This window comes from Thermobacillus composti KWC4 (genome assembly GCF_000227705.2).
Lineage (GTDB): Bacteria > Bacillota > Bacilli > Paenibacillales > Paenibacillaceae > Thermobacillus > Thermobacillus xylanilyticus.
The window spans coordinates 3,554,005-3,575,672 of record NC_019897.1 but is presented as its reverse complement, the minus strand read 5'-3'; the positions used below and the strand labels follow the sequence as shown (position 1 = coordinate 3,575,672).

General features: G+C 60.0%; 10 protein-coding genes and 3 pseudogenes. 12 read left to right on the top strand and 1 reads right to left on the bottom strand.

Annotation, left to right across the window (positions count from 1 at the left end):
• Window positions 1–91 precede the first annotated feature (91 nt).
• From THECO_RS16350 to THECO_RS21290, 10 genes and pseudogenes are all read left to right on the top strand, one after another.
• On the top strand, window positions 92–997 hold the full coding sequence (locus tag THECO_RS16350; protein WP_015256140.1) for a carbohydrate ABC transporter permease: 906 nt from the start codon (window positions 92–94) through the stop codon (window positions 995–997).
• A complete protein-coding gene (locus THECO_RS16345; protein WP_198285746.1) occupies window positions 987–1,805 on the top strand; it encodes a carbohydrate ABC transporter permease in 819 nt (272 codons plus the stop codon). Before THECO_RS16350 ends, THECO_RS16345 begins: the two co-directional genes overlap by 11 nt.
• 4 nt (window positions 1,806–1,809) lie before the next feature.
• Window positions 1,810–5,499, top strand: a complete 3,690-nt coding sequence (locus tag THECO_RS20715) for a glycoside hydrolase family 31 protein (protein ID WP_015256138.1) — start codon at window positions 1,810–1,812, stop codon at window positions 5,497–5,499.
• Window positions 5,500–5,676: 177 nt separating this feature from the next.
• Window positions 5,677–7,455 (top strand): cache domain-containing sensor histidine kinase, encoded by a 1,779-nt coding sequence (locus THECO_RS16335; protein ID WP_015256137.1) that lies wholly within the window; start codon window positions 5,677–5,679, stop codon window positions 7,453–7,455.
• Window positions 7,433–8,902, top strand: coding sequence for a response regulator (locus THECO_RS16330; protein ID WP_015256136.1), 1,470 nt, complete (start codon window positions 7,433–7,435; stop codon window positions 8,900–8,902). The genes THECO_RS16335 and THECO_RS16330 overlap by 23 nt, the downstream gene beginning before the upstream one ends.
• Before the next feature lie 143 nt (window positions 8,903–9,045).
• Window positions 9,046–10,398: an ABC transporter substrate-binding protein gene (locus THECO_RS16325; RefSeq protein WP_015256135.1), complete on the top strand. Its 1,353-nt coding sequence runs from the start codon at window positions 9,046–9,048 to the stop codon at window positions 10,396–10,398.
• Between the two features lie 81 nt (window positions 10,399–10,479).
• Window positions 10,480–11,346 (top strand): carbohydrate ABC transporter permease, encoded by an 867-nt coding sequence (locus tag THECO_RS16320; protein ID WP_015256134.1) that lies wholly within the window; start codon window positions 10,480–10,482, stop codon window positions 11,344–11,346.
• Window positions 11,343–12,173, top strand: coding sequence for a carbohydrate ABC transporter permease (locus tag THECO_RS16315; protein WP_015256133.1), 831 nt, complete (start codon window positions 11,343–11,345; stop codon window positions 12,171–12,173). Before THECO_RS16320 ends, THECO_RS16315 begins: the two co-directional genes overlap by 4 nt.
• A gap of 30 nt (window positions 12,174–12,203) precedes the next feature.
• Window positions 12,204–15,098 (top strand): alpha-L-rhamnosidase, encoded by a 2,895-nt coding sequence (locus THECO_RS16310; RefSeq protein ID WP_015256132.1) that lies wholly within the window; start codon window positions 12,204–12,206, stop codon window positions 15,096–15,098.
• Window positions 15,099–15,219: 121 nt separating this feature from the next.
• Window positions 15,220–15,714: pseudogene (locus THECO_RS21290) on the top strand (IS91 family transposase); the annotation flags it as partial.
• Between the two features lie 161 nt (window positions 15,715–15,875).
• Here THECO_RS21290 and THECO_RS16300 read toward each other — a convergent pair.
• Complete coding sequence (locus THECO_RS16300; RefSeq protein WP_041853721.1) at window positions 15,876–17,387, bottom strand: hypothetical protein; 1,512 nt, start codon at window positions 17,385–17,387, stop codon at window positions 15,876–15,878.
• A 174-nt stretch (window positions 17,388–17,561) separates the two neighbouring features.
• Between THECO_RS16300 and THECO_RS16295 the strand changes: the two are divergent.
• Together THECO_RS16295 and THECO_RS16290 are read left to right on the top strand one after the other, a co-directional pair.
• Window positions 17,562–18,338 (top strand): annotated as a pseudogene (locus THECO_RS16295) (IS91 family transposase); the annotation flags it as partial.
• Window positions 18,339–18,742: 404 nt separating this feature from the next.
• Window positions 18,743–21,434, top strand: a pseudogene (locus THECO_RS16290) (family 78 glycoside hydrolase catalytic domain).
• Window positions 21,435–21,668 lie beyond the last annotated feature (234 nt).

Below are 21,668 nucleotides of genomic sequence, written 5' to 3'. Positions count from 1 at the left end.
ACGGCGCCGGTACGGTGCCGTGCCGAACCGTCTCCGCAAGGAAGGCGGCGGGCGATCAAGTGATTCTTGAAGTCTTGGAGGAGAGGGAAGCATGCCGCACGTAAGCAAGCGTTACGGATGGTTCGCGGCGATCGGGTTTCTCCTGCCTTGTCTTACGGGTCTGATGCTGTTCAACATCATCCCGGTGGCGGGCGCGTTCGTCCTGAGCTTCACCGATTGGGACGGACTCAAACCGATCGCGCTGCAAGACGGTGTGCCGGCATTCGTCGGCCTGGACAACTATGCTTCGATCCTCGGCGGCGACGAGTTCTGGCGCGTGCTGCGGAACACCGCCGTATACATCGTGCTCTATATCCCGCTCATCCTGATCGCGTCCATCGCTGCGGCGATGCTGCTCCACCGTCCTTACCGGGGCGTCTCCGTCTACCGGGTGCTGTTCTATATTCCGGTGCTGACCTCCTGGGTGGCCGGGGCGTTGATTTTCAAATCGATCCTGAGCCCGGAGTACGGCGGCGTGAACGACCTGCTGGAACTGTTCGGCATCAAGGGGCCGGGCTGGCTGTACGACCCGCACTGGGCGATTCCGGGCATCGTGCTCGCGAGCATCTGGAAGGACATGGGATTCTTCGCGCTCATTTTTCTCGGCGGCCTGCAGGGCATCGATTCGTCCTATTATGAAGCGGCGAAGATCGACGGCGCCAGCGCATGGCAACGGTTTCGGCACATTACGCTGCCGCTCCTGTCGCCGATCACCTTCTTCGTGACGGTCATCTGTCTCATTTTCTCGTTCCAGCTGTTCCCGCAGGTGATGATCATGACGGACGGGGGGCCGCACGGGTCGACGCAGGTCATGGTGGAACGCATTTACCGCTACGCGTTCAGTTATTTCAAGATGGGGTATGCTTCCGCTTTCTCCTTCATCCTGTTCGCGATCATCTTCCTGTTCACTTGGCTGCAGCTCAAATTGCAGAAGAAGTGGGTGCATTATGATGTTTAGGCGATACGCGGGCCCCTTTTTCTTCTACGTGACGGCAACGGCGATCGCGGTCATCGTCATGATCCCGTTCTTCTGGATGATCAGCACGTCGCTCAAGAGCAAAGGGGCGCTCACTGCCTTGCCGATCGAATGGATTCCGAAGAAAATCAGCTTCGAAGGCTATCGCAAGGTGTTCGACGTCTTCCCGTTCGCGCGGACGATCCTGAACAGCGCCTTCGTCTCGGTCATGACGACCGTCGTGCGGCTGGCGGCGGCCGCCATGGCGGCCTATGCATTCGCCAAGATGCGGTTCAGGGGCCGCGAGGTGCTGTTCGCCGCGGTGCTCGCGACGATGATGATTCCGCAGCAGGTGACGTTCATCCCGCTCTTCCTGGTGATGAAGGAACTGCAGCTCATCAATACGTTCACGGGACTCATCGCGCCGTCGATTTTCAACGCGTTCGCGATCTTCATGCTGCGCCAGCACATGCGGACGGTGAACGATGCATATCTTGACGCGGCGGTGATGGACGGCGCCTCCCACCGCACGATCTTCGTCCGGCTGATGATTCCGCTGAGCGCGCCGATCCTGGCGACCCTTGCGGTCATCGCGTTCATGGACGCGTGGAATGATTATCTGTGGCCGCTTGTCATGCTGACCGACCCGAACAAGATGACACTTCCGCTTGCGCTCAGCAAGCTGAGCGGACAGTACGCGACCGATTACAACACGCTGATGGCGGGCAGCCTGATCTCGATCGTGCCGATCGTGGCCGTTTTCTCGCCGCACAGCAACATTTCAAAGCCGGCCTGCAGGTGGGCGGAGTGAAAGGATGAACGATGTGCTTGAGCAACTGAATGCCATTCGCGCCCGCTTGGATGAGTTGGACGTGAGGACGGCGGCATTTCTCTGCTACCTCGATGTGAAAATGAAACAGCGGTACGACGGATGCGAGACGTACTTGCGGCGGCAGGCGGTTCGGGTGGAGGAGCGGGAAGATTTTCTCGGGTCCGCCTTCTGGCTGTGGGCGCTCGGCGAATACGCGGCCGCTTCCGGAGGAGCGGACGCGCTGCAGGAATACGCCGGCGCCGCGCGGAAGGCCGTGGCCGTCATCGGCCGCGAATGGAACCGGCCGCATCCGCATTGGCTGATCCCGGAAGGCCGGGGCATCTTCCTCGGCAATCTGGCGGTTGCCGCCGGCGGACTGCGGGCGGCGGGCCTTCATCTCCGGGACGAAGAGGCGGGGCGTCTGCTGCGGGAAATCCGCGAATTCGTCTTCACCGGCATGATGCATCAGGGCGGCGTGGTCGGCGTGCTGGGCAGCCGCGAGATTACCGGGGACATCGGCGTCGCGGCGGTTCCCTTCGGCCTGTTCAACGCCGGGGATCTTGTCATGGTGAACGCGGTGGATTGGGTGGAAGAACATCTGGTGGATGGCGGCGTCCGGTTCTCGCAGCATGACACGCGGTACGGGGGATGCGTCCGGCCGGATCTGACGGCGCTTCTGGCCTGGTATTACTCGGAGCGCGGCAACCTCGCCCGGGCCGCGAAGCTGCTGGAAATCGTCCGGCGGCAGCAGGAGCGTGACGGGAAGCTGGCGGAATACGACATCGCCTCCGCAGTCGTGCCGCTCTATGCCCGGTATGATCTGGAGACTTCCGGTCCCCCGCGGGACAGCGATCTGGCCTGCATCGTGTACGAAATTGCGAGGATCAATCTGGAGCAGAAGTCCGCTTCCGGGCCCGCGGGCGGCCGGAGCTTGCGTATCGCGCACCGGCCTGCCGGCAGCCGCTCGCCGTATATTAAGGAAGCAGTTGAGCGGTTTCCCAGGGATCCCGAAGAAGGCGACGCGGTGACGGTAAGTGTCCGGACGGAGCCGTATCGCCCGTCGCAGAAGGTGGTTGTGCAGCTGGCGGCGGACGGGGAGGACTGGGGGAGCGCGGTGTCCATTCCGATGGAACCCGGCGTTTCGGAGGACGGCCTGCCGGTCTGGCGCGCGGAGCTGGGGAGGTTCGGCTTCGGCAGCCAAGTGGCTTACCGGTTCGTCGCAACTGACGAGCAGACGACGGCAGTGTCCGAGCCGCACACGTTCCGGGTTCGGGGCTGGCGGGCGCTTGAGCCGGCGTCACTGCGCAAGCGGGAGGGCGGAGCGGAGCTGATCTTCCACCCGTTCGAAGGAAGCGCCGTTTATCCGCGCATTGCCTTTACCGTCGAGAACGGCCGGTCGCTGCGCTGTGTTTTCGATGTTGGCGGCGAATTGGAGGCGGCGGACGATCCGGCGTGGGACGGTGAGGTTGTCGCCGGGAATTACAGGCTGCGCGTGGACGCCGAGAGCGGGCATCTGGTATTGCGCGACGCACAAGGCCGGATCGTCGCGCGGACGTACGACCTCGGCGGGACGGCGCCGTTCGAAGCGCTCACTGACGGGGATGGCGCCGTGCACAAGCTGCGGCTCAATCTGCGTCTGGAGCCGGACGAGCGGATGTACGGCACGGGCGAGCGGTACGCCGACCTGGAGTACGCCGGCCGCGACGTCGATCACTATGTGTTCAACCAATACCGGAGCCAGGGGATGCGGACGTATATCCCGGTTCCGCTCGCGATCAGCTCGAAGGGTTACGGCCTGTTCCTCCATACGGGAATGTACTCCGTCTTCCGGTTCGGCACCCGGCTGAGTGACCGGTTCGAAGCCGAAGTGGACGTGCTGCCCGACCGTCCCCGAACGGAATGGTACCTGTTCCCGGGCGCGCCGTCCGATGTGCTTAAGGCATACACCGATGTGACGGGCAAGCCGGCGTTGCCGCCGAAGTGGGCGTTCGGACCGTGGATGTCCAGCAACAACTGGGACAGCCAGGCGGTCACGATGGAGCAGGTGGAACAGACGGTGCGCCACCGGATTCCGGCCACGGTGCTCGTGCTGGAGCAATGGAGCGACGAGGCGACGTTCTACATCTTCAACGACTGCCAGTATGAGCCGAAGCCCGGTCTGGACGCGCACCGGTACGATGACTTCCGCTTCCCGGAATGGGGGCGTTGGCCGGATCCGAAACGGATGGTCGAGGACATTCACGCCCAAGGCATCCGCGTGTTGCTGTGGCAGATTCCGGTCATCAAGTTCATGGAAGGTCTTCCCCATGCCCAGCGGGATGAAGACGAGAAGACCGCCCTGGAGCACGGGCTGGTCGTCCGCCGGGCGGACGGCGAGCCGTACCGGATTCCGCCTTATGAATGGTTCAAGGACAGTCTCGTGCCCGATTTTACGAACCCGCTGACCCGCAAATGGTGGTTTGACAAGCGGAAGTATTTGATTGAAGACATCGGCGTGGACGGCTTCAAGACGGACGGGGGCGAGTGCATTTACGGGGATGTCGTGTTCCACGACGGACGGAGCGGCCTGGAAATGCGCAACCTGTATCCGAATGAATACGTTGGCGCTTACCATGCCTTCGCCAAGGAGCTCACCGGCGGCGATGCCGTCACCTTCAGCCGGGCGGGATATGCCGGGGCGCAGAACTGGCCGATGCATTGGGCCGGTGACGAGCGCTCCACCTTCGAGGCGTTCCGCAGCTCGGTCATCGCGGGTCTGACGAGCGGCATGTCCGGCCTTCCGTTCTGGGGCTGGGATCTGGCCGGTTTCCACGGCGACATCCCGACCGCTGAACTCTATGTGCGTTCGGCGCAGATGGCGGCGTTCTGCCCGGTCATGCAATACCACGCCGAATCCAAGGGCGAGTTCAACCAGGATCGCACACCGTGGAACGTGGCGGAGCGGACGGGCAAGCCGTGGGTGCTGACGCTGTACAAGCGTTACGCCGACCTGCGGATGAACCTGCTGCCCTACATTTATGACCAGGCGATCAAGACGAGCCGGACGGGCATTCCGCTGATGCGGGCGATGGCCTTCGCCTATCCCGATGATCCGCGCTGCGCCCGGCTCAAGGAGCAGTACATGTTCGGGGACGCGCTGCTCGTCGCGCCCGTCGTGGAGGAAGGGCGGACCGTGAAAGACGTTTACCTGCCGGAGGGATCCTGGATCCCGCTGTTCGGCGGCGAAGCGATGGCAGGCGGACGGATGGTGCGGGTGGAAGCCGCCATCGAGGACATTCCGGTGTTCCAGCGGCAGGACAGCGTCGTGGCCTGGAACCTGCCGGAAGACTATACGCTGCCGGGGGACGTCGGCAACCGCGTCGACGGCTATGTGAACCTGACGCTCAGCCTGTTCGTGAAGCAGCGCATAGACGAGACATTCGAGGACGACCTGGGGAGCCGTATCCGCATTCAAGCGGAGCGCACACCGGACGGGCTGCGCGTCCGTCTTGACGGGAGATGCGCGGCCCCGCTCACGATCGTCGTGCGCGATGTGCCCGCCATCCGGTCGGTGACGGATGGCGCGTCGCGCAAGCTGCGCCGGGGCGAAGCGCCGCACGTGCTGCAGCCGGGCGGATGCGCGGTGCAAGGCGGCGATCTGTATATCAAGACGGACGAGTGTGCGAGCGAATGGCGGATTCATTTTGCATCATGAAACCGCAATGTCAAAGCAGCCGGTCGGGAATCATCCTGGCCGGCTTTTTTTGTCGGCCGCATTAAAAATTCGGACATCCATCCAAATAAGAAGCGCTTTCAATTTTCCGTGAGACTCTTTATAATGATTGAACTCCCGAAAGGTTCGGACAAAAGCGATCGAGGGTGGGGATGCGTCATGCCCGAGAAACAACGACAATGGATGGCCCGATTCCGCCGGCTCCGCATCCGCGACCGCCTGTTTGCGGCGATGATTGTCGTATCCCTTCCGCCCCTGTTCTTTCTCGGATTTCTGTCATTCAACATCGCCAGGGACACGCTGACGGAGTCCATTCTGGAGTCGAACGGCGACCATCTGCAGACGACGAGCGAAGTGGCCGACCTGCTCTTTCGCAACATCATCAATCTGAACCGGTTCATCGTGCTGAACGACGAGATTCTGGACGACCTCAGGAACAGCAAAATCCGCAACAGCCGGGAGCTCAGTGAAATGAACGAACTGACCATCAACCGGCTGCAGCGCGTCATCAACAGCAACTCCTTCGATACGCGTTTCGTCGATTCGCTGTGCATTTTCGACAACTATTATCAGACCTACTGTCTCGGACGGCCGGACAATGCGGGGAAGTACGAGGGGCCGGACAAGAAGACGTTGATCGAACAATCGGACTGGTACAGGGAAGCGGTGGAGGCGCAGGGGCGCGTCGTGTTCTTCAGCTACAACGTGCTGGACGGATCGACAACTTCGTTCTCGACCGTCAAGCTGTTCCGCGACCCGGAGAGCATTCAGGGAAAACCGCTCGGCCTGCTGGTCACCAATCTGTCCGTCTCCTTGTTCCAGAACGTTTCTCAGGCCACCCGGGATTACGGCCATTTCGTGGTCGTCGACGCGACGGACGATGCGGTGCATATCCTCTATCCCGAGGCGTGGAGCGGCCCGCGGGACGAGGCCGTCACCTATGACGATCTGATCGCCGAATGGGAAAACGAAGGCTATCTGGTCAGCGATTATCGCAACGTCTCGACCGGCTGGCACTTCATCCATCTCCTCCAAAAAGAGGAACTGCTTGCCCGGTCGAACCGGATCGGCACCTACACGGGACTCATCGCCGCGCTGATCGCGGTGGTGGCGCTCACCATTTCGTACCTGGTATCCGGCGGGATTACGCGCCCCCTGCTGCGGCTGAAGAAAATGATGGTCGACTGGAACAAGGGCACCCTCGATTTCAACGTGAAGTTCAATGACGACGAAGTCGGGACAATCGGAGAAACCTTCCTCCGCGTGGCGTATCAGAACATGGAGCTGGACGCCCGGCTCATCCAGGCGGAACTGCGCGAACGGGAAGCGGAGCTGCGCGCGCTGCAGGCGCAGATCAACCCCCACTTCTTGTACAACACGCTGGACTCCATCTACTGGATGACCCGGCTCAAGAAGACGGAGGAAGCCGCCACGATGGCCCTGGCGCTGTCGGAAAGCTTCAAGCTCAGCCTGAACAAGGGGAAGGAGACGATCCCAGTCTTCAAGGAACTGAAGCACATCGAGCATTACATGACGATCCAGAACATCCGCTACAAGGGACGCATCCGCCTTGAAATGGATGTGGAGCCGGATGTGATGAAATATGAGATGCTCAAGCTGATCCTGCAGCCGCTGGTGGAGAACGCGGTGTATCACGGACTGGAGCCGAAGCCGGGGGACGGCTTGATCCGGATCACGGGCAGGCAGGACGGTGACGAGCTGGTCTTCGTCGTGGAAGACAACGGTGTCGGCATGGAGAATATCGCGCTCATCGAGCAGGGATACGGGCTGCGCAATGTGCGGGAACGGCTAAGGCTCTATTACGGGGACCATTGCGCCTTCACGGTATGGAGCTCGCCCGGCGACGGAACCCGGATCGAGATTCGCTTCAATCCTGGCAAAGGGGGATCGGTGCATGTGGAAGGCGGTCGTGTGTGACGACGAGTATATCGTGTTGGAAGCCCTGAGCATCATGATCGACTGGGAAGGCCTCGGGATCCGTCTGGCCGGCACGGCGGAAGACGGACTGTCCGCCCTGGAACTGATCCGCAGGGTGAAGCCGGACATCGTGCTCACCGACATCCGCATGCCGGGACTGGACGGACTGCAGTTGATCGAGACGGTGCTCTCGGAAGCGCCCGATACGCATTGCATCGTGTTCAGCGGATTCAACGAGTTCGAGTACGTCAAGCGGGCCATCCGCCTCGGCGTGGCCGACTACGTGGAGAAGCCGATCACGGAGGAGGCCATCGAGCGGGCGTTGGGCAAGGTGCTCGGCCGGATCGAGCGGGAATCGGCAATCCGATCGATGGAGCGGAAGCTGCAGGATACCGACGAGGCGCTGCTCGAGAAGGCGGTCTGGGAGCTGCTGCTGTTCGGCAAGGAGGCGGAGCAGGCCTGGCGGGAGCAATTCGGCCCTGAAGGCGACCGCGTGGCCGGCGTCACCGTGCTGGCGGCCGCGGAGCCGTTCCGATTGCCGGAGCATCCGGCCTATCGCGCCATCCATCTGCGGGACGACAAGCATCATCTGGCCGTGATGTTCCATTATATGGACCTTCCGTCCGCCCATTGGGACAGCCTGGTTGACGAACTGGACGACGCCGGCCTGGCGGTCGGCATCAGTCTGACGCATCCGCCGGAGGAGGCGCACGCCAGTTGGCGGGAGGCCGTGCAGGCGCACAAGGCCGCCAAACTGCTGGGCATCCGCGGAGCCGTCCGGTTCGGCGAGCTCGGTTCCGGATCGGACAACCCGAGCCGCCTGTCGGCCCTCGAAGAGGCGATCCTGCTCGCGCTGCGGGCGGGCAGCAGAACGATGGTCGCGGAGGAGGCGGACCGCTTCCTGCGGGAGATCCTCGAGTCGAAGCCGGACCCCGACACGGTGGAGAGCGAAATGCTGAAAATCATTTACGCGGCGGAGGAAGCGGTCGGCGAACATCGGGACCCGTCCGGAAAACCCCACATCGAGATCGCCGAAGCCGCCGCCGAAGGCCGGCTGTCGGAATGGTTCCGCGAGCGGCTGAAGCGGCTTGCGGAACAGGCCGCCGCGAGCCGGGACCGGGACAAGCATTCGGCGATCGAGAAGGCCAAGGAATACGTGGTGCAGAACGCCTTCCGCGACGTGTCCCTGCAGGAGACGGCGTCCTTCGTCGGTCTCCATCCCGCCTACCTGAGCGTGCTGTTCAAGGAAACGACCGGCGAGACGTTCATTCAGTACCTGACCCGCAACCGGGTGGAACTGGCCAAGTCGCTGCTGCGCAAAGGCATGAAGATCAGCGAAGTGAGCGACCGGGTCGGCTACATGAATCCCCGCCATTTCGGCGAAGTATTCAAGCGGCATACCGGCATGACGCCCGGACAATACCGGGATTCCCAGTTGTCGTCATGAGCATCCGGCCGGCACTAAAAATTCGGACCCCGATCCAAAAAAGATCGCGATTTATGAAGGAAGCGTTTGCAATTACAATGGACGCAAGCGGGAACCCGGGACCTGCAACCGCGACTATCGCACATCAAAGGGGGATACCATCCGTGCAACGCAAATCCATCGGCATGATTCTGGCATGCCTGCTGCTGCTCGCCGGCCTCCTGTCCGCTTGCGGAGGCAACAACAACGGCAACAGCGGCGGCAGTACGTCCGGCACGAACGGCGCGTCCGAAGGAAGCTCGGCCGAGAAGAAGGAGAAAGTCAAACTGTCGCTGCTCGTGGACAACAGCCAGGATTCCATCAATATCGGGGAAGCCCTGAGCAAGGCGTTCACCGAGAAGAATCCCCACATCGAAATCGAGCTGGAAACGCGCCCGCAAGGCACCGAAGGCGACAACTTCGTCAAGACGCGCCTGGCGACCGGCGACATGAACGACGTCTTCTTCTACAACTCCGGCTCGCTTCTGCAGGCGCTCAATCCGGAACAAAATCTGCTCGACCTGTCGGGCGAAGCGTTCCTGGACAACCTGCTCGAATCGTACCTCCCGGTCGTATCCTCGGGCGGCAAAGTGTTCGGCGTGCCGTTCCGCTCCTCGGTCGCCGGCGGATGGTTCTACAACAAGAAAATCTATGAAGAACACGGTCTGTCCGTGCCGAAGACCTGGGACGAACTGATGGCCAACCTCGACAAGCTGAAAGGCACCGGCGTCGCGCCGATCATCGGTTCCTACAAGGATACCTGGACGAGCCAGCTGATCGTGCTGGCGGACTACTACAACGTGCAGCAAGCGGAGCCGAACTTCGCGAACGACTACACGGCGAACAAGGCGAAGTACGCGACCACGCCAGCCGCGCTGCGCAGCTTCCAGAAGCTCGGCGAGACGGTCGGCTACTACAACGAAGATTTGCTGGCCACCACTTATGACACCGCGCTGGCGATGCTGGCGGAAGGCAAGGGCGCGCACTATCCGATGCTGAGCTTCGCCGTTCCGGTCATCGAGCAAAACTTCCCGGATCTCATCGACGACATCGGCTTCTTCGCCCAACCCGGCGACGATCCGAACAAAGTCGGCCTGACGGTGTGGATGCCGGACTCGGCCTACATCTCGGCCAACACCAAGCATCCGGAAGAAGCGAAACAGTTCCTCGCGTTCATCGCATCGGTGGAAGGCGCGGAAATCATCTCCGGCGTGACCACGCCATCCGGTCCGTTCGTCGTCAAAGGCGCGGAACTGCCGGATGATGTGCCGCAAGTCGTCAAAGACATGATGCCTTACTTCAATGCGGAAGGCCAGACGTCTCCGGCACTCGAATTCCTGTCCCCGGTCAAAGGGCCGATGCTGGAGCAACTGACGGTCGAAGTCGGCGCGGGCATGCGCTCCCCGGAAGACGCGGCGGCCCTGTATGACCAGGACGTCGCGAAGCAGGCAATGCAACTCGGTCTGGAAGGCTGGTAATACCCGGCACCATCCGCTCAACGGGCAATCGGCTCTGCGGCAAGGCAGAGCCGTTTGCTTCAGTATCGGGAGGAGATCCGCTTGAGCAAATTGCACAGAAAGATTTACAGTTACAGCTTCCTGGTGCCGGCGGCGATTGTTTACATCATCATTTTCATCGTCCCCACATTTCTGTCCTTCTTCTTCAGTCTGACGCGCTGGACGCTGTCGGACTGGGAATACATCGGACTGGACAACTTCATCACGTTCTTCAAGGAGCCTTATCTGTCCATCGGGTTCCGGAACACGTTTATTTACGCGGTTGTCACGTGCGGACTCAAGGTTGTGCTCGGTCTGCTGCTCGGGGTGCTGCTCACGGGCGCCCTCCGGATCAAAAACTATCTGCGGTCCGTCGTCTTCTTCCCGACACTGGTCAGCACCATCGCCGTCGGCATCACGTTCAGCGTCATGATGCATCCGACGACGGGGCTCATCAACGAGACGTTGTCGTTCTTCGGCATCAAGGGTCCGGACTGGCTCGGCAACCCGTCCATCGCCCTGCTGTCCGTCGCGATGGTGGACGTGTGGAAGGGCGTCGGTTTTGCGACGGTGATCTATATTGCCGGGATCATGTCCATTCCCGAGCAATATTACGAAGCGCTGCAGATCGACGGCGGCGGCTCGTGGCACAAGTTCTGGCATATCATTCTGCCGCTCAGCCGTCCGGCGACCAACTCGGTCATCATCCTCGCCTTCATCGGCGGGCTGCGCAGCTTCGATCTGATCTGGGCCATGACGAAGGGCGGCCCCGGATTTTCCACGGACGTCATCGCTTCAATTATCTATAAGCAGTATCAGGCCGGCTTCTACGGTCTGTCGACGGCTGGCAACGTGATCCTGTTCCTGTTCGTCAGCCTGCTGGCCTTCCCGCTGTCCCGTTTCCTGACCCGGAAGGAGGTGGACCTGTGAGCAGAAAGGGGCGTCTGCTGACCATCGAAATCGTATCGGTGGCGCTCAGCATCATTCTGTTCTGGGTGCCGCTCTATTTCGTCATCCTGACGGCGCTGAAGAACCCGCAGGAAGCGGCGCGCATGAATCTGGACTGGCCGACGGAGATCCGGTTGTGGCAGAACATCAAGGAAGTGTTCGTCTTCCGCGACTACATGCTGGTCCGCGCATTCTGGAACAGCACGCTGCTCACGGTGCTGTCCATTGTGGTGCTGACCGTGGTCAGCTCCATGGCGGCCTTCGTCATGCAACGCCGCCAGGACAAGGCTTCGCCCTGGATTTCCTTCTTCGTGCTGGCGGGGCTGATCATTCCGCCCGCGGTCGTGCCCACCATCTGGGTACTGAACGGCCTGGGTCTGTTCAAGACGATGACCGGCCTCGTGCTGGTGGAAGTGGCGCTCGGCTTCCCGTTCTGCGTCATGCTGTACAGGGGCTTCATGGGCACCATCCCGAAAGATATCGACGAAGCGGCGGTGGTGGACGGATACGGCGGTTACCGGCTGTTTTTCCAGATCATTTTCCCGCTGCTCAAACCGGTGACGTCGACGATCATCGTGACGCAGGCGGTCGTCATCTTCAACGATTTCGTCAATCCGCTCTACTTCCTGCCGGGTTCGAAGAACGTCACGCTGCAGCTTACCCTGTACAACTTTACGAGCCAGTTCATTTCGAAATGGAATCTGCTGTTTACCGACATTCTGCTGATTACGATTCCGCCGCTGATTCTGTTCATTTTCTTCAACAAGAGAATTGTGGCGGGCATGGTGGCCGGATCCGTCAAAGGATAACGGAAACATGAGGACGGAGGAGACTTATATATGGCGAACTTGATCGTGACGGATTTGACCTGCGAATACCGGACGAACCCGCTTGGCATCGGCGTGCGCAGGCCGCGCTTCAGTTGGAAGCTGGAGGGCGGCCGGCGGGGAATCCTCCAACAGGCGTACCAGCTCGCGGTTGCCGCGGAAGACGGCGATTTCGACCGGCCGATCTGGGATTCGGGCAGGGTGGAAAGCGGCGAATCCGTGCTGGTGGAATACGGCGGGCCGGAGCTGGCATCGCGCACGAAGTATGTCTGGCGGGTCAAGGTATGGGATGACGCCGGCCGGGAGGCCGCCAGCGAACCGGCTGTGTTCGAGACGACGCTGCTGGAGCTCTCGGAATGGCGGGCAAGCTGGATCACGCCGGCGGCTTCCGCCATCGATCCGCAGACGGACGCGGCGTTCCTGCTGCGCAAGTCATTCCGGGTGAAGGGCGGCGTGAAGGCGGCCCGGATTTATGCCACGGCGGCGGGAGTATACGAACTGTACGTGAATGGACAGCGGGTGCCCGACGAAGAACTGTCGCCCGGCTGGACCAGCTATCAATACCGTCTGCAGTACCAGACTTACGATGTGACGGAACTGCTGAAGTCCGGCGACAATGCCGTCGGCATCCATCTGGGTGACGGCTGGTACCGCAGCGGCATGGGATTCGAGCAACTGAACTACAAGTACGGGGACAGGCGCGCGGCCCTGTTGCAGCTCCACATCCGCTACGAAGACGGCACGGAAGAAGTGGTCGCGACCGACGCGTCCTGGCGCGCGGCGACCGGCCCGGTAACGTACTCCACGATCTACAACGGCGAGATTTACGACGCCCGCCTGGAGCGGAAGGGCTGGAGCGAAGCGGGCTATGCGGATGACGACTGGGCGCCGGCGGAAACAATCGACCTGCCGATGGATATTCTCGTGCCGCAGGAGAACTGGCCGGTCCGCGTGACGGAGACGATCCGGCCGATCGCCTTCTTCGTGACGCCGGCCGGCGACAAGGTGCTCGACATGGGGCAGAACATGGTCGGACGCATCCGCTTTACGGTGGAAGCGCCGGTCGGCACGACGATCGTGCTGCGCCATGCGGAAGTGCTGGACAAGGACGGCAACATCTACTTCGGCAATTTGCGCTTCGCGAAACAGACGGTCACCTACATCGCCAAAGGTGAAGGCAAGGAAACCTACGCTCCCCGTTTCACGTTCCTCGGCTTCCGCTACGTGAAAGTCGAAGGCTGGCCGGGAGACGAGCTGCCGCTCGACGCCTTCGTCGGGGAAGTGATGCATTCGGACATGCCGCGGACGGGTGACTTCTCCTGCTCCGACGAGCGGGTCAATCAGCTCCAGCGGAACATCCAGTGGGGTCAGCGCGGCAACTTCGTCGACGTGCCGACCGACTGCCCGCAGCGGGACGAGCGGCTCGGCTGGACCGGGGACGCCCAGGTGTTCATCGCCACGGCGCTGTACAACTTCAATGGCGGTCCCTTCTTCACGAAATGGCTGCGCGACCTGAAGGCCGAGCAGAGAGCCGATGGCGGCGTGCCCTTCGTCATTCCCGACGTGGCGGACGGCCACAGCTCGTCTGGATGGGGCGACGCGGCGGTCATCTGTCCGTGGACGGTGTACCGGTATTACGGCGACCGGCGTCTGCTCGCCGAGCAATACGACAGCATGAAGGCGTGGGTGGAATACATCCGGGCCCAGGGCGACAACGAATACATGTGGGAGACCGGGTTCCATTTCGGCGACTGGGTGGCGCTCGACGCCAAGGAAGGCAGTTACGTCGGCGCGACGCCGCTGCCGCTCGTGGCCACGGCGTATTACGCTTACTCCTCGAGACTGCTGAGCGAAGCGGCCCGCGTGCTCGGCAAGACAGAGGATGCGGCGAAATACGGCGAGCTGCATGCCCGCGTCGTCCAGGCGTTCCGTGACGAATTCATCACGAAGACCGGCCGGATGGCGTCGCCGACGCAGACGGCCCACGTGCTGGCGCTCGCCTTCGATCTGGCGGGAGACGCCGCGCCGCGCATCGCCCGGGATCTGAACGATCTGATCATCGAGAACGGCTACCATCTGACGACGGGCTTCCTCGGAACGCCGTACCTGTGCATGGTGCTGTCCGATCACGGCTACCACGACACGGCTATGCGCCTGCTGCTGCAGGACGGCTATCCGGGCTGGCTGTACTCGATCTCCAAAGGCGCGACCACGATCTGGGAGCACTGGGACGGCATCAAGCCGGACGGCACGTTCTGGAGCGACGACATGAACTCGTTCAACCACTACGCCTACGGCGCCGTCGGGGAATGGATGTACCGCAAAGTTGCCGGTCTGGACATGGACGGCGCCGTTCCCGGTTTCAAGCGGCTTCATATTGAGCCGCTGTTCGGCGCGGGGCTGCTGAGCCGCGCGAAGACGTCCCATCTGTCCATGTACGGCAAAATCGAGACGGCATGGAGCATCGACGGCAATCGGGTGCAGGTGCAGGTGTCCATTCCCGCGAATACGACGGCCCGGGTGGTGCTGCGCGGGGCGGCGGTCGAGGGATTGAGCATCGACGGTCAGCCCGTTGGCGCGGGCGGTTCGTACCCGGCAGGCGTCCAGTCGATTGCCGCGACGGATCGCGGCGTGGAAGCGGAGATCGGATCAGGAGAATATCGGTTCGCCTACGAGGCGGTGAATCTGTTCCGCAAGCGGTACACGACGTCCAGCCGGCTGCTGGAACTGCTGACCGACGAACGCGCGGAATGGGCGGTCCGGCGCCACATGCCCCATCTGTTCGAATCGCCGTCGCTCAACTTCCTGCGCACATCCACGCTTCGGGAGCTGGCGGAGAACGGCATGAGCCGCGTGACCCGTGAGATGGTCGAACGGGTGCTGGAGGAGCTCGCAGAAGAGAAATGAATCATGCTTGCATTATTGAAGCCGCATCGCAGATGCGGCTTTGTTTAACATTATAGAATTTATAAGTTTTGGGGTGGAGGCAGGTCTTCCGCCTTATTTCTGTTTTTGGTAAGGTTAGGATATGGAGACGAACATCTTGAAACGCATCTTTTTTGATGAGCGAGGGCACTGGGATCGGTTTGTGGCAAAACATGGCGGCAAGCTGCGTGCCAATGTACGGAAGGAAGTAGAGAAGTTCCGTCGATGCGGGGATCCCCGAAACGGATTTAAGCTGCTGGTATGTGAAGGATGTCATGACCTGCGGCTTGTTCCGTATCGCTGTAAAGGAAGATTCTGTACGACCTGTTCATGCGGAGAAACAGAGGAATGGGCACGTCTACTGGAACAAGATGTATTCCAAGTCAACCATCGTCATGTCGTCTTCACGATTGACGAAGGATTGCGGGAAATCTTTCTGCTTCATCGGGCAAAATTGCTCAAAGAATTTATGGATGAAGCGGTGCGCTTAGTCAAAGAACATTTTGAGAAGAAACATAAGGTAACTCCCGGAATCATAGCCGGATTGCATACGTTTGGGGCACGGCTTAACTTCAATCCTCATGTCCATATGCTAGTAATAGGAGCTCGGAATTAAGCAGTCGTTCTGAGTCCGAATGAGGGGTGAATGAGGCAGAAATGTCGATGAAGCGGCGCCTATGAAAGCTGTTTTCAAGAATGTGCATGCCAAAGAACCCTCAAAAGGGCATTTTTTAAAAAATGCTATGAAGTCCTTTGGCGTTAAGCTGCCGCCAAGCCTTCCAGCCATTGCTCGACAGAGACGAGCTGCTTCTGCTTCTTCGCTTCTTCCAGCCACGCGTCGGCATGCTGGCACATGGCGATCAAGTACACGCGAATGTTCCAGTGGCGGGAACTGCGCCCGCGCGAAGCTTCCAGGTTGTAATCGACTTTCTGGCGCTTGATGCAACGCTCCACTCCGGTTCGCAGCGCGTAACGCTTTCTCCATTCCTTGCTGTCACGGCGGATGCGCGGGAACAGGCGCGGGTTATCCGCGGTGGATGTGTAGAACGTTCTTCCATAATCGGAAGGCGAGCAGGGAGTCGGGCATTCCCATTTGCCGACTTTGGCGGGACAGCGCCATTTGATGCGCTGTCGCCCGGAACACTTGCCCCAGCAGACCATCTTGCGTCCAATGGGGCAGACAGGAACGCCATCGGAGCCAATTTTCATTTCATTGTATACCGTATGCCCGGAACGCCTGAGATTCAGGTCGATGATGGCGGAAACATCATCGTGTTCCAGCATGGTATAGATCGGGAGGGCGTCGTGGGCCGAATCCAGGAGCGCCTCTCCCACCTTCCAGTCCGAGTACCAGTGACGCAGCTCGCGGTAGCCGCAGATCCATGACACCGAGTCATGTTGGCTGGCGCGAAACAATCGCGGGTACACGGGCAAATTGTAAGGACTGTCGGCTGCGGTGAACATGTAGAGCGTACGCCCGTAGTAATATTTCTCGCGATAGCTGTCCCAGCCCCAATCGGCATCCGGATCGGAAAATTGCCGTTTGCAGGAGCATTTCCAGTTGCCCGACTTGCGGCAATCGCAAAGGAACTTGCCGTACGAACGCGCGCCGGTTTCAACCGGAGATCCGTCGCCGATGACGCGGAAAGCGCTCGTATCGCCAAGCAATCCTTTTGCCGCAGAAGGCAGGACAAACAGGGATTGGAACAACTGTTGCAGCAGGTCGTGCTCCTTGGGGGCGTAGTGGATCTTGCCCTCGCGCAGGATGCGGGAGACGAGTTTCTCCGTAATCTTGGGGTTTTTGGGCTCTTGCTTTTCGTTCTTTTTGCCCTTCTTCCGCGGCTTCTTCAAGCGGCGTTTGACGCGCCCGGTCTTATGCGGAGTGGATGCCCGCCAAAGCCGGGGGAAAAAGTCGTAGAACGTTCCGACACCCGGCGTCTCACCGGGTTTAAAGCCGCAGACAATGGCATAGACCGGCGTCGTTCGCAGCGCGACGACTCCGTCATCGACACTGAGCCCGAGCTTGGTGAAGAGCAACATGCAGCGGAGCATGTCGGCGGGATCGTGGGGCTTGCGGCCTCTGGGATTGGAGGAGTAAGCCGAACGCATCAAGGAAGCGGTGGCGGACAGATCGATCGGCGTGATCCAGAAGATCAAGTCGCGATAGAAGTGTTGCAAGAACAACATGGCTTCCGGGGTGTCGAACTCCTTGCGCAGTTGATCGCTTACGAAGGTCAAGTAGTCCTGGTGAGAACGAGAAACGATTTTCACACAATCACCCAATTTTCTAGAGATAGGCAGTAAAAAAATGCCTTCTCGGCGATTGTTGGGGAGTTTCGAAAATGTCAAGAGGAAAGTTTGTTCGCATCCCTATTTTGGGGGTGAAACAATAAAGGACCCTGGCCAGAAAGCTAGAGTCCACAACGGAAATGAATTTCCGAGAAGCTTATAGTAACCATGGGAGGGATGAAGAAGAACGGCGAGTGGAAAACATACGACTTTATTCCGTTCGAGATGTTGCGTAAACAATGGCAGACGGTTGTGTTGAAGCTGATTCGCCGAAAGTTAAGCGAACAAGAGAAAAGGCAAGTGCAGTCCCGTTTGCAAAAAGCCTACTCCGAAAATGGAGAAGGCTTCTATGTGCATGCTCCGAAACAGAAAGGGAACGTCAAGCGGCAACTCGGATATATCGGGCGATACATGAGAAGACCGGCGGTAGCGGTTAGCCGGATCGAAGCGTATGACGGAGAAAGGGTGACCTTTCGTTACCGGGATAAGAATGACGGGGAAGAGAAGACGGAGACGATTTCGGTGGAAGAATTTATTGGCAGACTGATCCGGCATATTCCGGATGAAAACTTTAAGACGATCCGTTACTATGGGGTTTACTCGCGGCGGATCAAGAGCTTGTGCAAGAAGTTAGTCAGTGAGTGGCAAAAAGCTGCGAGAAGATGGATCGTCAAGGCAAAGAGGATATTAAAACGCAGAACGTGGAGTGAACGGGTCAAGGAGCAGACGGGGAAGCCGCCGTGTTGCCCAAAATGCGAAAGTTATTATGAATACAAGGGAGAAGCCTGCCTTGAAGAAGGGAAGTTGAAGGTGAAGTACGCGGTGTGCTCCACCTCAAAGGCATGCCTGGAAAGGATGATTCGGGATGTCGCCGGTGTCGAAGAAACGAAAGGAAGCGAAGAAAAGGAAAAAGCCGCAAAGCGGGCTGCATAGCAAAGCGAAAGTAACCTACATCTGTCTTCAATGTCATACAACAGAAGAGATTCCGCTGAATGTCGTTCGGAATTTCGATGCGATGGATGATGGAGATCCGACAGTACCTCCGCAATTCCGTTGCGAAGAATGTGGAGGAGGCATGTACCCAGAATATTACAAAGGAATTCATGGTTACGAGTACAGGATAAGCGATGTAAGAAAATAAGCCGGGTGTAGATTGTTCCCTACAGCCGGCTATTTTGCACGTATGAACTAAATCGCACGAACTAAAGGACGCCGTCAGGCGTTTTTCTTATTCCATATAATAATCTATTTGAATATAACAAATTCTTCCCAATCGGAACGATCCTTTGTAATAATAATGGAACTCGAGATGAGCGAATGCGGAGGAGGGAACGCTTATGGGGAATTTGGTTGCGACGGATTTGACCTGCGAATACCGGCGAAATCCGCTCGGCGTCGGCGTGCGCAGGCGGCGGCTCAGCTGGCGGCTGGAAGCCGGCCGGCAGGGAGTCCTGCAACGGGCGTACCGGCTTGCGGTGGCCGCGGAAGACGGCGATTTCGACCGGCCGGTCTGGGATTCGGGCAGGGTGGAAAGCGGCGAATCCGTGCTGGTGGAATACGGCGGGCCGGAGCTGGCATCGCGCACGAAGTATGTCTGGCGGGTCAAGGTATGGGATGACGCCGGCGAGGAATCGCCCTGGAGCGAGCCGGCCGTATTCGAGACGACCTTGCTGGACCGGTCCGAATGGCAGGCGAGGTGGATTGCGCCGGCGGCTTCCGCCATCGATCCGCAGACGGACGCGGCGTTTCTGCTGCGCAAGGCGTTCCGGGTGAAGGACGGCGTGAAGGAGGCCCGGATTTACGCCACGGCGGCGGGAGTGTGTGAACTGTACGTGAACGGCCGGCGGGTGTCCGACGAAGAACTGTCGCCCGGCTGGACCAGCTACCAGTACCGGCTGCAATACCAGACCTATGATGTGACGGAGCTGCTCCGGGCCGGGGCCAACGCCGTCGGCGTCCATCTCGGCGACGGCTGGTACCGCAGCGGCCTCGCATTCGACAAAAGGAATTTCAAATACGGGGACAGAAGAGCGGCTCTGGTTCAACTCCACATTCGTTACGAAGACGGAAGCGAAGAAATGGTCGCGTCCGACGCATCCTGGCGCGCGGCGACCGGCCCGGTGACGTACTCGACGATCTATGACGGCGAGACGTACGACGCGCCTGGAGCGGGACGGCTGGAGCGTAGCGGGTTATGCGGATGACGACTGGGCGCCGGCGGAAACGATCGACCTGCCGATGGAGACCCTCGTGCCGCAGGAGAACTGGCCGGTCCGCGTGACGGAGACGATCCGGCCGATCGCATCCTTGGTGACGCCGGCCGGCGACAAGGTGCTGGATATGGGCCAGAACATGGTCGGCCGCATCCGGTTCACGCTCGAGGCGCCGGCAGGCACGACGATTGTGCTGCGCCACGCGGAAGTGCTGGACAAGGACGGCAACATTTACTTTGGCAATCTGCGCACGGCCAAGCAAACCGTTGTGTACACCGCCAGGGGAGAAGGACGGGAAACGTACGCGCCTCATTTCACTTTTATGGGCTTCCGCTACGTGAAAGTCGAAGGCTGGCCGGGAGACGAGCTGCCGCTCGACGCCTTCGTCGGGGAAGTGATGCATTCGGACATGCCGCTTACGGGCGAATTCTCTTGTTCCGACGAAAGGGTCAACCAATTGCAGCGAAACATCCGGTGGGGGCAGCGCGGCAACTTTCTCGACGTGCCGACCGACTGTCCGCAGCGGGACGAGCGGCTCGGCTGGACCGGGGATGCCCAGGTGTTCATCGCCACGGCGCTGTACAACTTCAATGGCGGTCCTTTCTTCACGAAATGGCTGCGCGATCTGAAGGCCGAACAGCGCCCCGACGGCGGTGTGCCGTTCGTCGTTCCCGACGTGATCGGCGACGCCAACTCTTCCGGCTGGGGAGACGCGGCGGTCATTTGCCCGTGGACGGTGTACCGTTACTATGGAGACCGCCGGCTGCTTGCCGAGCAGTATGACAGCATGAAGGCGTGGGTCGAATACATCCGCGCCCAGGGCGACAACGAATACCTGTGGAATACCGGTTTTCATTTCGGCGACTGGGTGGCGCTGGATGCCGAGGATGGAAGCTATGTCGGCGCCACGCCGCGGCCGCTGATTGCCACGGCGTATTACGCTTACTCCTCGAGGCTGCTGAGCGAAGCGGCCCGCGTGCTCGGCAAGACGGAGGATGCGGCGAAATACGGCGAGCTGCATGCCCGAGTCGTCCAGGCGTTCCGCAACGAATTCATCACCGGCGACGGACGAATGACGGCGCAGACGCAGACCGCCCACGTGCTGGCCCTCGCCTTCGATCTGGCGGGCGATGCCGCGCCGCGCATATCCAGGGATTTGAACGAAATGATCATTCGGAACGGTTATCATTTGACGACGGGCTTCCTCGGAACGCCTTATCTTTGCCTGGTGCTGTCCGATTACGGCTATCATGACACGGCCGTCCGCCTGTTGCTGCAGGAAGGATACCCGGGGTGGCTCTATTCCATTTCAAAAGGCGCCACCACGATCTGGGAGCATTGGGACGGCATCAAGCCGGACGGCACGTTCTGGAGCGACGACATGAACTCGTTCAACCACTACGCATACGGAGCCGTCGGAGAATGGATGTACCGAAGGGTTGCGGGTCTGGACATGGACGGCGCCGTTCCCGGTTTCAAGCGGATCCGCATCGAGCCGCTGTTCGGATCCGGGCTGCTCAGCCGCGCGAAGACATCGTATCGGTCCATGTACGGCAGGATCGAGACGGCATGGCAGACGGACGGCAACCGGATGCACGTGCAAGCGATCATCCCGGCCAATACGACGGCCCGGGTGGTGCTGCGCGGGGCGACGGTTGCGGGCCTGAACATCGACGGCCGGCCCGTTGGAGCGGGCGGTCCGTATCCGGAAGGCATTCAGTCGATTGCCGCTGCGGAGCACGGCGTGGAAGTGGAGATCGGCTCCGGGGAATACCGGTTCGCCTACGAGGCGGCCAATCTGTTTCGCACCAAGTAAATGACGCATCGACATGCAAAATGGCAATTAATCAAATTAATTTGTAAGCGGGTCCAAATTCGCCAATTTTATCAATTGACGAATGTTTGACACTCCTTATATCATAGTTTATGTTACTTCATACATTATGGATGTTAACGCTTACATTCCGCACGGGAGCTCGCTTTGGGCGTTCGCCTTCGCGGCGGTATGCTCCTCCCGCGGAATGGCATAAGCCGAATCAACGTCCGTTAT